The sequence below is a fragment of the Streptomyces sp. NPDC001492 genome, assembly GCF_053597275.1.
The window spans coordinates 123,076-137,729 of sequence record NZ_JBSFHW010000015.1 but is presented as its reverse complement, the minus strand read 5'-3'; the positions used below and the strand labels follow the sequence as shown (position 1 = coordinate 137,729).

Annotated in this window: 13 protein-coding genes; 11 read left to right on the top strand and 2 right to left on the bottom strand. The window is 71.2% G+C overall.

Annotated features, from left to right (window positions below):
• The first annotated feature begins 1 nt into the window (after position 1).
• From ACWC1K_RS20895 to ACWC1K_RS20845, 11 genes are read left to right on the top strand one after another with little or no spacing between them, the layout of a single operon-like run.
• The gene (locus ACWC1K_RS20895) at positions 2-1,246 is read left to right on the top strand and encodes a glycosyltransferase (protein WP_450833233.1); all 1,245 of its coding nucleotides are present in this window, start codon (positions 2-4) and stop codon (positions 1,244-1,246) included.
• Entirely contained in the window at positions 1,243-2,493 is a 1,251-nt protein-coding gene (locus ACWC1K_RS20890; protein ID WP_450833232.1) for a methyltransferase domain-containing protein, read from the top strand. The genes ACWC1K_RS20895 and ACWC1K_RS20890 overlap by 4 nt, the downstream gene beginning before the upstream one ends.
• Positions 2,490-3,284, top strand: coding sequence for a glucose-1-phosphate cytidylyltransferase (locus ACWC1K_RS20885; RefSeq protein ID WP_450833230.1), 795 nt, complete (start codon positions 2,490-2,492; stop codon positions 3,282-3,284). Before ACWC1K_RS20890 ends, ACWC1K_RS20885 begins: the two co-directional genes overlap by 4 nt.
• Positions 3,281-3,928: a PIG-L deacetylase family protein gene (locus ACWC1K_RS20880; protein ID WP_450833229.1), complete on the top strand. Its 648-nt coding sequence runs from the start codon at positions 3,281-3,283 to the stop codon at positions 3,926-3,928. Before ACWC1K_RS20885 ends, ACWC1K_RS20880 begins: the two co-directional genes overlap by 4 nt.
• 3 nt (positions 3,929-3,931) lie before the next feature.
• The gene (locus tag ACWC1K_RS20875) at positions 3,932-4,957 is read left to right on the top strand and encodes an NAD-dependent epimerase/dehydratase family protein (RefSeq protein WP_450833227.1); all 1,026 of its coding nucleotides are present in this window, start codon (positions 3,932-3,934) and stop codon (positions 4,955-4,957) included.
• Positions 4,945-6,228: a DUF4910 domain-containing protein gene (locus tag ACWC1K_RS20870; RefSeq protein WP_450833226.1), complete on the top strand. Its 1,284-nt coding sequence runs from the start codon at positions 4,945-4,947 to the stop codon at positions 6,226-6,228. The genes ACWC1K_RS20875 and ACWC1K_RS20870 overlap by 13 nt, the downstream gene beginning before the upstream one ends.
• A 5-nt stretch (positions 6,229-6,233) precedes the next feature.
• Complete coding sequence (locus ACWC1K_RS20865; protein WP_450833224.1) at positions 6,234-7,523, top strand: hypothetical protein; 1,290 nt, start codon at positions 6,234-6,236, stop codon at positions 7,521-7,523.
• On the top strand, positions 7,520-8,467 hold the full coding sequence (locus ACWC1K_RS20860; RefSeq protein WP_450833222.1) for a glycosyltransferase family 2 protein: 948 nt from the start codon (positions 7,520-7,522) through the stop codon (positions 8,465-8,467). The genes ACWC1K_RS20865 and ACWC1K_RS20860 overlap by 4 nt, the downstream gene beginning before the upstream one ends.
• Positions 8,464-9,681: a polysaccharide pyruvyl transferase family protein gene (locus tag ACWC1K_RS20855; protein ID WP_450833221.1), complete on the top strand. Its 1,218-nt coding sequence runs from the start codon at positions 8,464-8,466 to the stop codon at positions 9,679-9,681. Before ACWC1K_RS20860 ends, ACWC1K_RS20855 begins: the two co-directional genes overlap by 4 nt.
• Entirely contained in the window at positions 9,681-10,241 is a 561-nt protein-coding gene (gene rfbC, locus ACWC1K_RS20850) for a dTDP-4-dehydrorhamnose 3,5-epimerase (RefSeq protein WP_450833219.1), read from the top strand. Before ACWC1K_RS20855 ends, rfbC begins: the two co-directional genes overlap by 1 nt.
• Positions 10,238-11,581, top strand: coding sequence for a glutamate-1-semialdehyde 2,1-aminomutase (locus tag ACWC1K_RS20845; RefSeq protein WP_450833218.1), 1,344 nt, complete (start codon positions 10,238-10,240; stop codon positions 11,579-11,581). The genes rfbC and ACWC1K_RS20845 overlap by 4 nt, the downstream gene beginning before the upstream one ends.
• 2 nt (positions 11,582-11,583) lie before the next feature.
• Here ACWC1K_RS20845 and ACWC1K_RS20840 read toward each other — a convergent pair whose 3' ends face one another.
• A complete protein-coding gene (locus tag ACWC1K_RS20840; protein WP_450833216.1) occupies positions 11,584-12,270 on the bottom strand; it encodes a phosphatase PAP2 family protein in 687 nt (228 codons plus the stop codon).
• Positions 12,271-12,462: 192 nt separating this feature from the next.
• Positions 12,463-14,643: an RICIN domain-containing protein gene (locus tag ACWC1K_RS20835; RefSeq protein ID WP_450833215.1), complete on the bottom strand. Its 2,181-nt coding sequence runs from the start codon at positions 14,641-14,643 to the stop codon at positions 12,463-12,465.
• Positions 14,644-14,654: the final 11 nt, after the last annotated feature.

Sequence of the window (14,654 nt, the reverse complement as noted above, 5' to 3'; positions counted from 1 at the left end):
CATGCACATCCTCGTGGTGCACAACCGCTACGCCTCGGCGCAGCCGAGCGGGGAGAATAGGGTCGTCGACCAGGAGGTGGAGCTGCTGCGCGCGGCCGGCCACCGGGTCGAGGTGTTCGAGCGGCGCAGCGACGACATCGGCGCCATGTCCCTGCTCAGCAAGGTCGCGGTGCCCCTGCGGGTGCCGTGGAACCCGGCGGTGCGCACGGAACTCGCCGCCAAGCTGCGCACCGAACGGCCGGACGTGGTGCACGTCCACAACGTCTTCCCGCTCCTGTCGCCCGCGGTCCTGGCCGCCTGCGCCGACGCCGGGGTGCCCGCCGTGGCCACGCTGCACAACTACACCCAGGTCTGCCCGCCCGGCACGCTGCAGCGGGACGGCCGGCCGTGCACCGAGTGCGTCGGATCGGCGCTGCCGCTGCCCGCCGTCCGGCACGGCTGCTACCGGGGCTCCCGCCTGGCGACGGTGCCGCTCGCGATCAGCCTGTCGGCCAACCGGCGGCGCTGGTGGTCCGGCGTGGAGCGGTTCTTCTGCATCTCCGCGGCGCAGCGCCACACCCTGGTGCAGGCCGGAATGCCCGCGGAACGGCTGGCGGTGAAGCACAACTTCGTACCCGACCCGGGCGCCACCAGAGAGGGCGACGGAGAGCATCTGCTCTACCTCGGCCGGCTCGCGGAGGCCAAGGGCGTACGGCTGCTCATGACCGCGTGGGACGAACTCGCGGCGAGCGGCGGTGTGGGCGTGCCGCTCGTGATCGCCGGCACCGGGCCACTGGAGCCGGAGGTGACCGCCTGGGCGGCGGGCCGGGACGACGTGCGCCACGTCGGCCTGCTCGACACGGCGGAATGCCAGAAGGCCGTCGCGCGATCGGTCGCGGTGGTGGCTCCCTCGACCTGGCTGGAGGCGTTCGGCCTGGTGGTCGTGGAGGCGATGGCGGCGGGCGTCCCGGTCGTCGCCGCAGGGCACGGCGCCTTCGTCGAACTCGTCGAGGACGGCGTGACCGGGCTGCTGCACGAGCCGGGGGAGTCCGCCTCGCTCGCGTCCTGCATCCGCCGGATCACGGCCGAGCCGGACGGCAACCGGGAGATGGGCCGAGCGGCCCGGCTCCGTTACGAACAGGGTTTCAGCCCGGCGGTCGGCCTCGACCGCCTGGTTGATGAGTACCGCACCGCGATCGCGGGGCGGTCAGCACAGACTCGCGGCGGGGACGTCCGCGCGAGCAGGGGGGATGGGAACAGCAGATGACACGATGCCGACTGTGCGGCTCGGAGGCGACGGCGAGCGTCGTCGACCTCGGGGCGACGCCACCTTGCGAGAGCTTTCTCGCCGCGGACCAACTCGACCAGCCGGAACCGGCGTACCCGCTGCACCTGCGGGTCTGCACCGACTGCTGGCTGGCGCAGATCCCGCCGCTGATCACGCCGGAGGAGACCTTCAAGGAGTACGCGTACTTCTCCTCGTACTCGACCTCCTGGGTGGAGCACGCCCGCACGTTCGTCGCCGACGCCGCAGAGCGCGTGGGTCTCGGACCCGACGCCTTCGTCGTCGAGGTCGCCAGCAACGACGGGTACCTGCTGAAGCACGTGGTGGACCGCGGGATCCGCTGCCTGGGCATCGAGCCGTCGGTGAACGTCGGCGCGGCGGCACGGGACAAGGGCGTGCCCACGCTCACGGAGTTCCTGAGCCCTGAGACCGGCGCGGCCGTCCGCGAAGAGCACGGCCCGGCCAACCTCGTCGTGGCCAACAACGTGTACGCACACATCCCCGACGTGGTCGGCTTCACCCAGGGCCTGCGCGCCCTGGTCGCCGACGACGGCTGGGTCTCCATCGAGGTGCAGCACCTGCTCACCCTGATCGAGGAGAACCAGTACGACACGATCTACCACGAGCACTTCCAGTACTACACGGTCGCCTCCGCGATCCAGGCCCTGGCCAGCGGCGGACTCGCGCTCGTGGACGTCGAGTTGCTGCCCACGCACGGCGGATCCATCCGGCTGTGGGCCCGCCCGGCCGAGGTGGCCGGCGAGCCGACCCAGCGGGTGGCCGACGTCCTGGCCCGGGAGAAGGCCGCCGGCCTTCAGGAACTGTCCGGGTACACCGAGTTCTCCGCCCGGGTCGCCAAGGTGCGCCGCGACCTGCTGAAGTTCCTCATCGAGGCGGCCGAGCGCGGCGAGACGGTCGTCGGCTACGGCGCCCCCGGCAAGGGCAACACCCTGCTCAACCACTGCGGCATCCGGCCCGACCTGCTCGCGTACACGGTCGACCGCAACCCGTACAAGCACGGCCGGTTCACCCCGGGCACCCGCATCCCGATCCTCGCGCCCGAGCAGATCGCCGTCGACAAACCGGACTACGTCCTCGTCCTCCCGTGGAACCTGCGGGCCGAGCTGGTCGAGCAGCTGTCCTACGTGCACGAGTGGGGCGGCCGGCTGGTCTTCCCCATCCCGGAACTGAGCATCGTCGAGGCCGCGTCCCGAAAGGTCACAGCATGAAGGTCGTCCTGTTCTGCGGCGGTTACGGGATGCGGATGCGCAACGGAACCTCCGACGACGTGCCCAAGCCGATGGCGATGGTCGGCCCCAGGCCGCTGATCTGGCACGTCATGCGCTACTACGCGCACTACGGGCACAAGGAGTTCATCCTGTGCCTCGGCTACGGCGCCCACCACATCAAGGACTTCTTCCTCAACTACGAGGAGACGACGTCCAACGACTTCGTGCTGCGCAAGGGCCAGACCGAGCTGCTGTCCACCGACATAGCCGACTGGACCATCACGTTCGCGCAGACCGGCATCGAGTCGCCGATCGGGGAGCGGCTGCGCCGGGTGCGGCACCACCTGGACGGCGACGAGATGTTCCTCGCCAACTACGCGGACGTCCTCACCGACGCCCCGCTGCCGGACATGATCGAAAACTTCGCCCGGCGCGACGCCGGCGCGTCGATGATGGTGGTACCGCCCCAGTCCTCCTTCCACTGCGTGGACCTGGGCGAGGACGGCCTGGTGGGCGGCATCACCGCGGTCAGCGACATGCCGCTGTGGGAGAACGGCGGCTACTTCGTGCTGCGCCAAGAAGTCTTCGACCACATCCCGGAGAACGGCGACCTGGTCGCCGACGGATGCGCCCAACTGGCCAAGCAGGGCCGCCTGGTGGCACACCAGCACCGCGGCTTCTGGAAGCCCACCGACACCGTCAAGGAGCGGGCCGCGCTCGACGAGGCCTACGCCCGCGGCGACCGTCCCTGGGCCGTGTGGGAACACGACAACACCGGGGTGCACGCGTGATCCGCCTCGAAACCGGAAGCCTGGACCGGATCGTCGCCGTCGGCGCGCACTGCGACGACATCGCCATCGGCGCCGGTGGCACCCTGCTGACGCTGTGCCACGCACGGCCGGGCCTCCGCGTCGACGCGCTGGTGCTCTCCGGCGGCGGCAGCGAGCGCGAGCAGGAGGAGCAGGCCGCGCTCGCCGCCTTCTGCCCGGGCGCCGACCTGCGGCTGACCGTGCACAAGCTGCCGGACGGCCGGCTGCCCGTGCACTGGGACGAGGCCAAGGCCGCGGTCGAGGAACTGCGCGCGCAGACCGACCCGGATCTCATCCTCGCCCCGCGCACCGACGACGCCCACCAGGACCACCGCGGCCTGGCGCAGCTGATACCCACCGCGTTCCGCGACCACCTGGTCCTCGGCTACGAGATCGTCAAATGGGACGGCGATCTCGGCCGCATGGCCGCCTACCAGCCGCTGTCGACGGAGATCGCCGAAGAAAAAGTGCGGCTGCTGCAGGAGCACTACGCCTCGCAGCGCCACCGGCCCTGGTACGACCGCGAAGCCTTCCTCGGTCTTGCGCGAATCCGCGGCATCGAATGCCACGAGCGATACGCCGAGGCGTTCGCCGTCACCAAACTCACGCTCAACCTGGGGGGTTGAACCATGCGCGTACTCCTTACCGGACACCAGGGATACCTGGGCACCGTGATGGCCCCGGTCCTCACCGCCGCCGGACACGAGGTCGTCGGCCTCGACTCCGGCCTGTTCGCCGACTCCGTCCTCGGCGACACACCCGCCGACCCGCAGGGGCACCGGGTCGACCTGCGCGACGTCACGGCGGAACACGTGGCCGGAGTGGACGCGGTGATCCACCTGGCCGCCCTGTCCAACGACCCGCTGGGCTCGCTGGCGCCGGAACTCACCTACGACATCAACCACCACGCCTCCGTACGGCTGGCCCGGCTGGCCCGCGACGCCGGTGTGCGGCGCTTCCTGTACGCGTCGACATGCTCGGTCTACGGCGCCGCAGGCGGCGACGACCTGGTGGGCGAGGACGCCCCGCTGCGCCCGGTGACGCCGTACGCGGAGTCCAAGGTGCGGGTGGAGGACGACCTGCACGCGCTGGCCGACGACGACTTCACCCCGGTGTACATGCGCAACGCCACCGCTTTCGGCTACTCGCCCCGGCTGCGCGCCGACATCGTGCTGAACAACCTGGTGGGCCACGCGCTGCTCTCCGGCGAGGTGCTGGTGCTCTCCGACGGCACCCCTTGGCGCCCGCTGGTGCACGCCGCCGACATCGCGCGGGCCTTCACGGCCGCGCTGACCGCCCCGCGCGAGGCGGTGCACGACCGCGCGTTCAACATCGGCAGCGAGACCAACAACGTCACGGTCGCCGAGATCGCCGAGCAGGTCGCCGAGGCGGTGCCCGGCGCGAAGGTGCGGATCACCGGGGAGAACGGGGCCGACCCGCGCTCCTACCGGGTGGACTTCTCCCGGTTCCGCGCCGCCATCCCCGGCTTCGACATCGAGTGGTCGGTCAAGCGCGGCGCGCTCGAACTCGCCGATGCCTACCGGAAGTTCGCACTGACCAAGGAGGACTTCGACCAGCGCTTCACCCGGCTCGCCGTGCTGCGCGCGGCATCCGAGGCCGGCACCGTCGACGACACCCTGCGGTGGCGCCGATGACCCCTCCCGGCGAAGAGATGCACGCCCTGGTGGAGCGGATGTACCCGCTGTGCCGGAGCATCACCGGCGACGGTGTCCGCGCCACCCTGGACATCGTCGGCGAGTACCTCCCGCTGCAGGTGCACGAGGTGCCGACCGGGACGCAGGTGCTGGACTGGACGGTGCCGCAGGAGTGGAACATCCGCGACGCGTACATCGCCGATAGCACCGGCCGACGGGTCGTCGACTTCGCCGCGTCCAGCCTGCACGTGCTCGGCTACAGCATCCCGGTGTCGGCGACCATGCCGCTGTCCGAGTTGCGCGACCACCTGCACACCCTGCCGGACCAGCCGTCCTGGGTGCCGTACCGGACCAGCTACTACAAGCCGGAGTGGGGCTTCTGCCTGGCCCAGGAGACGCTGGACGCGATGCCGGACGGCGAGTACGAGGTCCGCATCGACTCCACGCTCGCCGACGGCCACCTCACCTACGCCGAGCACGTGGTCCCCGGGCAGGTCTCCGACGAGGTGATCGTCTCCTGCCACGTCTGCCACCCCTCGCTGGCCAACGACAACCTGGCCGGCATCGCGGTGGCGACGTTCCTGGCCCGCGCGCTCGCCGAGGAAACGCCGTACTACACCTACCGGTTCATCTTCGCGCCCGGCACCATCGGGGCGATCACCTGGCTGGCCCGCAACGCCGAGCGGGTGGAGCGGGTCAAGCACGGCGTCGTGCTGGCCTGCGCCGGGGACCGGGGCCAGTTGACGTACAAGCAGAGCAGGCGCGGCGACGCGGAGATCGACCGGGTGATGCGGTACGTGCTGACCGCATCCGAACGCCCGCACCAGGTCAACGAGTTCACGCCGTACGGCTACGACGAGCGGCAGTACTGCTCGCCCGGGTTCAACCTCGGTGTGGGCTCGCTCACCCGGACCCCGTACGCGGGCTACCCCGAGTACCACACCTCGGCGGACAACCCGGACTTCGTCTCCCCGGAGGCGATGGCGGACACCCTCGCGGTCTGCCGCGAGGCGTTCGCCGTCCTCGACCGCAACCGGCAGTACATCAACCTCAGCCCGTACGGCGAACCGCAGTTGGGCCGGCGCGGGCTGTACGACGCTCTCGGTGGCCGCAGCGACACCAGGCAGGCCCAGATGGCCATGCTCTGGGTGCTCAACCTCTCCGACGGCGAGCACAGTCTGCTGGACGTCGCCGAGCGGTCCGGGCTGCCGTTCGACACCGTCGCCGCCGCGGCCGATGCCCTGCACGGCGCCGGTCTGATCAAGGCGTGACGCCGATGACGATCGAGGGGGAGAAGACGACCAGACCGGCCGGGTCCGCCAAGCGGGCCCTGGTCGGCCGGCTGTCCTGGGGGCTGGCCGACCAGGCGGCCTCCAGCATGTCCAACTTCGCGGTGGGCATCTACGTGGCCCGCTCGCTGGGGGTGACCGCGTTCGGCGTGTTCAGCCTGGCCTGGGTGACGTACGGCGTGGTGCTCAACGTCTCCCGCGGCCTGTCCACCGACCCGCTCGTGGTGCGCTTCAGCGGTGCCCCGGACGCGTCCTGGCGCGGGGCGGTGGCCCGGTCGACCGGGACCGCACTCGGCGTCGGTACCGCCATCGGCGCGGTGTGTCTGGCGGCCGGGCTCGGTCTCGGCGGCAGGCTGGGGCCCGCGTTCGCCTGCCTCGGCGTCATGATGCCGGGGCTGCTGCTGCAGGACGCCTGGCGGTTCGGGTTCTTCGCCGCAGGCAACGGGCGCAAGGCGTTCGTCAACGACGTCGTGTGGGGCGTCGCGCTCGTCCCCGCCATGGTCGTCGCGGCCCATGTGGGCAGCGTGGCCGCCTTCGTGCTCGCCTGGGGCGCGTCCGCCGCCGTGGCCGCCGCGTACGGCTGCATCCAGTCCGGCATCAGGCCCCGGATGGCGGAAGCACGCGGGTGGCTTCGCGAACAGCGCGATCTCGGCTACCGGTACCTGGTCGAGAACGTCAGCCTCAGCGGCGCCAGCCAGCTGCGGGCCTACGGACTCGGCGCGATCGTCGGGGTCGGCGCGGTGGGTGCGGTGCGGGGCGCCGAACTCCTGATGGGCCCGTTCCTCGCCGTGCTGATGGGCCTGTCGCTGGTCACCGTCCCGGAGGCGGCACGCGTGCTGCGCCAGGCCCCGCACCGCCTCGGCGCGTTCTGCCTCCGGCTGGGCGGTGGACAGGCCGGCGCCGCGCTCCTGTGGGGCGGGGCCCTGCTGCTGATGCCCGACCGGCTCGGCGACCTCGTGCTCGGCGATGTGTGGCGCTCCTCCTCGCATCTCATCCTGGCGATCACCTTCAGCGTCGCGGGCGCGGGCCTGGGCACCGGCGCGGCAGCCGGGCTGCGCGCGCTCGGCGCGGCCCGGCGCAGCCTGCGCTGCCAGCTGTTCGCCTCCGTCTGCTACGTCGGCGGCGGGCTCGGCGGCGCCGCCCTGGCCGGCACGGTCGGCTCGGCCTGGGGTGTCGCTGCCGCGACCCTCAGCGGCTCGGCCGTGTGGTGGCTGCAACTGCGGTCGGCCCTGCGTGAGTGCGACCACAACTCCGTTCCCGAAGTGAGGACCTCATGACGGCCCAACCCAGGCTGAGCATCGGCCTGCCCGTGTACAACGGCGAGGAGTATCTCGCCGAGTCGCTCGACGCCCTGCTCGGGCAGACCTACGAGGACTTCGAGCTGGTCGTCTCCGACAACGCCTCGACCGACGGAACCGAGGACATCTGCCGCAAGTACGCCGCGCAGGACTCCCGCATCCGCTACATCCGGCTGCCCCGCAACGTCGGGGCCACCCCGAACCACAACTACGTCTTCACCCAGTGCCGCGGCGAGTTGTTCAAGTGGGCCTCGCACGACGACCTCTACGCCCGCGACCTGCTGCGGCGCTGCATCGAGGCCCTCGACGAGCAGCCCGACGTCATCCTCGCCCACGCCGACCAGGCCGTCATCGACGGCGACGGCCAGGTCAAGGTGCCCTACGAGTACACGCTCGCCACCGACTCCCCGCACGCGCCGGACCGCTTCCGCAGCCTGCTGTTCGAGCCGGGCGGCGACGACTTCTACGGGGTGATGCGGGCCGACATGCTGCGCCGGGTCAAGCCGCTCGACAGCTACCACCACGCGGACCGCACCTTCGTCGCCGAGATCACCCTGCACGGGCGCTTCCACCAGGTGCCGGAGCTGCTGTACTTCCGTCGCGACCACCCCAACCGGGCCGAGCGGGCAAACCCGTCCAAGCGCGCCCGGTGCGTCAACCTGGACCCGCGCCGGGCGGGCCCGCTGCACCCGACGCCCCGGCTGCTCGCCGAGTACCTCTGGGGCTTCGCCGCGGCGATCCGACGGGCGCCGCTGTCCCCGGCCGACCGGCGCGAGTGCTACCGGCACATGGGCGCCTGGATGACCAGCCGGGTCCGGCCGGGCGCCGGCGAGCGCGTCGAGGACCGTGCCCCGATCGACCCGGCGGCGCTCAGCGTCTCCGTCGACGCCCTCGTCGCGGGCCGCGAAGGGCGGCGGGCATGAAGACGGCACCACGGGTGGGCGTATTCGGCCTCCTCGGCTCCGGCAACCTCGGCAACGACGGCTCGCTGGAAGCGGTACTCGGATACCTGCGCACCGAGCACCCGGACGCGGCCGTGGACGCCCTGTGCGGCGGGCCCGAGGCCGTGACCACCCGGTTCGGGATCCCCGCCACACGGCTGCACTGGAACCGCGCGGAGTACCGCACCGCGTCACGCGCGGGCGCAGTCGCGTCGAAGGGCCTGGGCAAACTCGTCGACGTCTTCCGCACCGCCGCGTGGGTGCGACGGCACGACGTGGTGATCGTGCCGGGCATGGGCGTCCTGGAGGCCACGCTGCCGCTGCGGCCCTGGGGCTTCCCGTACTCGCTGTTCCTGCTCTGCGCGAGCGGCCGGCTGCTCGGCACCCGGGTCGCCCTGGTCAGCGTCGGCGCCGCCGAGATCCGCAACCGGCCCACCCGGGCCCTGGTGCGCTGGTCGGCGCGGCTGGCCGCGTACCGCTCCTACCGGGACGCCCAGTCCCGTGACGCGATGCGGGCGATGGGCGTGGACACCGCACGCGACGAGGTCTATCCCGACCTCGCGTTCTCCCTGCCGACGCCGACGGCGAGCGCACCCTCGGGCTCACCGGGCACGGTCTGCCTGGGCGTCATGGACTTCCACGGCGGGAACGACGACCGCGCCCGCGCCGACGAGATCTACCGGCGCTACCTCGACGGGACGATCCGTTTCGTCCGCACGCTGGTCGAGGAGGGCAGGCCCATCCGGCTGCTCACCGGCGACCAGTGCGATGTGGCGGTGGTCGAGGCGATCCTCGACGCGGTGGACTCGCCGCTGGTCACTGCCGCCGAACCGGCGTCACTGGCCGACCTGATGAAGGAGATGGCGGTGGCCGACACCGTGGTCGCGGTCCGCTATCACAACCTGATCTGCGCGCTGAAGACCGGAACCCCGGTGCTCGCCCTGAGCTATGCGGCCAAGAGCGACGCGCTCATGGACCGGATGGGCCTGGGCGCCTTCTGCCACCCCGCGCGCGAGGTCGACGCCGACCGGCTGCTCGAACAGTTCCGGACGCTGGAGAAGCGATCGGGAGAGCTGCGCCAAGTCCTCGCCGAGCGCAACCAGGCCGCGGCAGAGCAACTCGCCGAGCAGTTCGCCGCGTTGACCGCGGCGCTGTTCCCGACGACCGACCCCTCTCACACCCTGCGGAAGGCTTGATGAAAGCGACCGAAGTCCCGGAGATCGCCGGCGCGTACCTGTTCGAGCCCACGCCGTACGCCGACGAACGCGGTTTCTTCTGCCGCACCTTCGACGCCGACGTGGTCCGCTCGGTGGGCCTCGACCCGAACGCCTTCGTCCAGGACAGCGTCTCCCGCTCGGTCCGTGGTGTGCTGCGCGGCCTGCACCTGCGCTCCGGCGCGGGCGAGGCCAAGCTGGTGCGCTGCTCGTACGGGAAGATCTTCGACGTCGTCGTGGACCTGCGCCCGGAGTCTGCGACGTACCGCAACTGGGTCTCTTTCGAGCTGTCCGGTGAGACGCAGAAGACCGTGTACATCCCGGCGGGATGTGCCCACGGCTTCCAGGCTCTTACCGAAATCGCAGACACCTCTTACCGTATCGATCGTCAGCACGATCCGTCCGAGGACGTGACGATCGCCTTCGACGACCCGGAACTAGCCATCCCCTGGCCGCTGCCGGTCACGTCGATGTCCCAGCGGGACCGTGAGGCGCCTAGCCTCAGCGAGGTCCTGAAGCACAAGGAGGGTGAAGTCGGTTGACCACCGAACACACCGTAGAGACATCGGAGTTCGTCCTGCCCCGGTCGCGGGCGGCGAACGAGCGGCTGCACGCCATGATCCCCGGAGGCGCGCACACCTACGCCAAAGGCGACGACCAGTACCCCGAGAACCTGGCCCCGGTCATCAGCCACGGCCGCGGCGCCCATGTGTGGGACGTCGACGGCAACCGCTACATCGAGTACGGCTCCGGCCTGCGCTCGGTCAGCCTCGGCCACGCCCACCCACGCGTGACCGAGGCGGTGCGGCGGGAGATCGACCGCGGCAGCAACTTCGTCCGGCCGTCCATGGTGGAGGTCGAGGCCGCGGAGCGCTTCCTGGCCACGGTGCCGACCGCCGAGATGGTGAAGTTCGCGAAGAACGGCTCCGACGCCACCACCGCCGCGGTGCGCCTGGCCCGCGCCGCCACCGGCCGCCCGCGGGTGGCCCTGTGCGCCGACCATCCGTTCTTCTCCACCGACGACTGGTTCATCGGCACCACACCGATGTCCGCCGGCATTCCGGAGGCGACGAACGAGCTCACCGTCTCCTTTCCCTACGGGGATCTGGCTGCCACGGAGGAACTCCTCACCCGGTACCAGGACGAGGTCGCCTGCCTGATCCTCGAACCCGCCACCCAGACCGAACCGCCGCCCGGCTACCTCGCCGGGCTGCGCGAGCTGGCCGACCGGCACGGCTGCGTGCTGATCTTCGACGAGATGATCACCGGCTTCCGCTGGTCCGAGTCGGGCGCCCAGGGCCTGTACGGCGTCGTCCCCGACCTCTCCACGTTCGGCAAGGCGCTGGGCAACGGGTTCGCCGTCTCCGCGCTGGCCGGGCGTCGCGAGCTGATGGAGCGGGGCGGGCTTCGGCACTCCGGCGAGCGGGTGTTCCTGCTGTCCACCACGCACGGGGCGGAAACGCATTCGCTGGCCGCCGCGATGGCCGTGCAGAGCATCTACGCCGAAGAGGGCGTCACCGCTCGGCTGCACGCCCTCGGCGAGCGGCTGGCGGCCGGGGTCCGCGAGGCCGCGGCCGGCATGGGCGTCGGCGAGCACATCGTCGTGCGGGGCCGGGCCAGCAACCTGGTCTTCGCCACCCTCGACGAGAACGGGCAGCCGTCCCAGGAGTACCGCACCCTGTTTCTGCGCCGGCTCCTCGAAGGCGGGGTGCTGGCACCGTCGTTCGTGGTGAGCAGCGCGCTCAGCGACGCCGACATCGATCACACCGTCGATGTGGTGGCCCAGGCATGTGCGGTCTACCGGAAGGCACTGGACGCCGGTGACCCCACCCCCTGGCTGGCCGGACGACCGGTGAAGCCGGTGTTCCGCCGCCTGGCGTGACGTCAGCGATGTTCCAGCCGACCGGCGTCGGCCGTGCGAACGGCCCGCCGGTCGGCCACACGGTCGACCAGCCATGCGGTCGGCGGTACCACCGCCAGTGCGGTGCACCAGCCGCCCAGCGCGTCGGTCGGGTAGTGCGCACCCAGGGCGACCTGCGCCCAGCCCATCGCGGCGCCGGCCACCAGCGCCGCGCCGAGCACGAGTGACATGCCGGCCGCCCTGCCGAGGCCGAGCCTGCCGGTCGCGGGCAGCGCCGCCGTGAGGGCGAGCGCGGTGAAGAAGGCGGTGTGCCCGCTCGGGTAGGACAGATTGTCGGCGCCGTGGATGGTCCGTCCCGCCACGTGCTTGAGCAGCGTCGCCGTCCCCACGGTGATGCCGACACCGGCCACGGCGAGCACCGCGACGCGAGGACGCCGAAGCAGCAGGCAGCCCACGACGGCGGCCACGATCACCATCGCCGACCCGGCGGGTTCCCCCAGGAAGTCCAAGGTCAGAGCGACGTACCGCCACGGTGGCCGGACACTGTCCGCGGTCGGTGGGAAGATCCACCGGTCCACCCTGCCGGGCTCGCCGTGACCGGCGTACAGGACCCCGATCGCGGCGACCACCAGGGCGGCGAGGACCGCTGTCAGCCCGAGCCAGGGCCGCAGCGACGGGGGCAGTACCGCGGCCTCCGGCCGGCCGGTCACACGCTCACCGCGCCCGGTCGGCCCACGCCGACGTCCAGGTCCGCTCCTGCCAGGCGATCCAACGCGAGCCCCCCGTCGTGTCCTGTTCCCCCACGCGATCATAACTGCCGCGTGGAAGCCCGTTCCGGGCCTTTACGACTCTGTGGGGGCCGTCAGACTGCGCGTCGGGCGGGGGGCTGCGTACGTCCGCTCCTACGGGTAGTTGGTCAGGTCGGCCACGTTGGTGCCGGAGTTGGACGGGCCGCCCGTGTTGTTGATGACGTGGCTGATGGTGCCCGTGCCGCCGAGGGAGACCGTCACCATGCTGGTGAAGCGGACGCCGGAATTGTTCGGCGCCTCGATGGCGTGCGCGGCCACGACAGCGGGGTTGACGTTGAAGTAGCAGTAGCTGCCGAGGCCGTAGGCCTGGTGGCTGGTGACCGAGTCGGCGACCTTGTAGGCCGCGTAGCCCTGGGTGGAGCCGTTCATCCAGGCCGCCTGGTTCGGCGGGTCGTAGGGCATCTCGTTCTGGAAGAAGTACGTGCGGCCGCCGTTGCCGTTCCAGACGGTCTGGTACTTCTGGAAGTGCTCGACGAACAGGCCGTACATCGTCACGTTGTCCCCGTTGACGATCATTCCGGTGTCCGCGGTGTTGCTGGTCCAGCCGACACCGCTGCCGTGGTCGGCCCGCCAGATCCACATGTGGTCGCCGATGACGTTGTCGCTGTTGACGATCAGGGCGGTGGTCACCTTGCCGACGCCCGCGCCGCCGACGCGGAAGTAGACGTCGTGCAGGGAGGTCGGGTCGGCCGTGTGGGAGGCGGAAGAGCCGCTGGGCCCGACCTCCAGCAGGGAGGGCGAGTTGGTCGTGCCCGCGTCGAACAGCAGGCCCGCGATCTTCACCCCGTCGACGTCGGCGACCTTCATGGCGGTGATGCCGTTGTCGGGGACGAAGGTGGCCAGGCCCAGGCCGAGGACGACCGTGTCGGCACGGTTGATCTGCAGGGTCTGGTCGAGGTGGTAGACACCGGGGGTGACCAGGAGGTTCTTGCCCGCCGCGAGGGCGGAGTTGATCTGCGAGGCGGTGGCGCCCGGCTTGACGACGTAGAAGGAGTCCAGCGAGAGCGAGGAGCCCGAGGTGCCGCCCGTCCAGCTGGTGCCCGAGGAATCGGACCGCAGGGACGGCACGAACACCTGGTAGTTGCCGGCTCCGTCGAGGTACAGGAACGGCTTCTCGCGGGAGACCGGGCTCTGGGCGACCGTCGTGTACGGCGGGTTGGGGAAGCTGGTGCCGGGGACTCCGGTGCTGCCGGTGAACACCATGTTCCAGTTGGAGCCGGTCCAGCTGCCCAGCTGGGAGTTGCGGGTCAGCCACTGCTGCTGGCTGCCGGAGTTGACCTGGCCGTCGATCTTGCTGTCGGCGAGGAGACCGCCGCTGGACCAGCCGCCGTCGTCCAGGGCGAGATTGCCGCGCAGGTGCATCCGGCGGTACGGCGCCGCCTGTGAGACCGCCCAGCGGTCGGCGCCGCCGGCCGGGTTGACCGACAGGTTCTCCGCGCCGCGCCAGAAGTTCTGGGTGGCGTTGCCCTGGAACCAGTCGGCCTCGGCGTGCACCGCACCGTTGATCGTCACCGCGTCGGGGGAGAGGCCCAGGCCCAGCACCTGCGTGGAGAAGCCGACGTTGACGTCGGCGCTGTAGGCGCCCGGCTTGAACAGCACGGCGTAGCGCTGGGAGCCGAACTGGTTGGTCTCCTGCTGCTGGAAGATCGTGTTCAGCCTGCTCTGGATCGTCGAGGACGACATCGACGGGTCGAAGACGACCACGTTCGGACCCAGGTCGGGGTCGGCGGCCGACTGGGCCACGGGGACGACCTGGAAGCGCTGGGCCGCGGTGCCGTTGCAGGTGTACTGCACGAACTGCACGCTGTCGGCGGTCGAGGCCGCGGGGTCGTCGAGGCACTTGCCGCTGTTGCGGTTGACGAAGTGGTAGGCGCCGCCGCCCTCGTCCACCGGCAGCCACTGCTGGTTGGCGCCGCCGCCGTAGGTCCACAGGTGGACCGGGGCGTTGTCGGCCGTGGAGACGTCGGCGACGTCCGCGACCTGGCCCGTGTCGTTGGCGTTGTTGATCCGGACGTATCCGTCGCTCGTGGCGGTGAAGCTCCACCGCTGGGCCGCGGTGCCGTTGCACGAGTACTGCTGCACGACGGTGCCGTTGGCGGTGGCGGCCGCCTTGGCGTCGAGGCAGCGGCCGCTCGCGGCGTTCATGACGGTCGCGAAACCGGTGGGCAGGGCGGTGGCCGCGGCGTGCGCGGGGGCGCCGGTGAGCAGGGACGCGGCAGCCGTGGCCACCACTGCGGCCGCGGCGGATCTGCCGCGCCGGGGGAGGGAAGGCATGGGTTGTTCTC

Bases quoted from the DNA above. Each gene is read 5' to 3' on its own strand.
- ACWC1K_RS20895 (WP_450833233.1), top strand. From the start codon at position 2: ATGCACATCCTCGTGGTGCACAACCGCTACGCCTCGGCGCAGCCGAGC.
- ACWC1K_RS20890 (WP_450833232.1), top strand. From the start codon at position 1,243: ATGACACGATGCCGACTGTGCGGCTCGGAGGCGACGGCGAGCGTCGTC.
- ACWC1K_RS20885 (WP_450833230.1), top strand. From the start codon at position 2,490: ATGAAGGTCGTCCTGTTCTGCGGCGGTTACGGGATGCGGATGCGCAAC.
- ACWC1K_RS20875 (WP_450833227.1), top strand. From the start codon at position 3,932: ATGCGCGTACTCCTTACCGGACACCAGGGATACCTGGGCACCGTGATG.
- ACWC1K_RS20865 (WP_450833224.1), top strand. From the start codon at position 6,234: ATGACGATCGAGGGGGAGAAGACGACCAGACCGGCCGGGTCCGCCAAG.
- ACWC1K_RS20860 (WP_450833222.1), top strand. From the start codon at position 7,520: ATGACGGCCCAACCCAGGCTGAGCATCGGCCTGCCCGTGTACAACGGC.
- ACWC1K_RS20855 (WP_450833221.1), top strand. From the start codon at position 8,464: ATGAAGACGGCACCACGGGTGGGCGTATTCGGCCTCCTCGGCTCCGGC.
- rfbC (WP_450833219.1), top strand. From the start codon at position 9,681: ATGAAAGCGACCGAAGTCCCGGAGATCGCCGGCGCGTACCTGTTCGAG.
- ACWC1K_RS20835 (WP_450833215.1), bottom strand. From the start codon at position 14,643: ATGCCTTCCCTCCCCCGGCGCGGCAGATCCGCCGCGGCCGCAGTGGTG.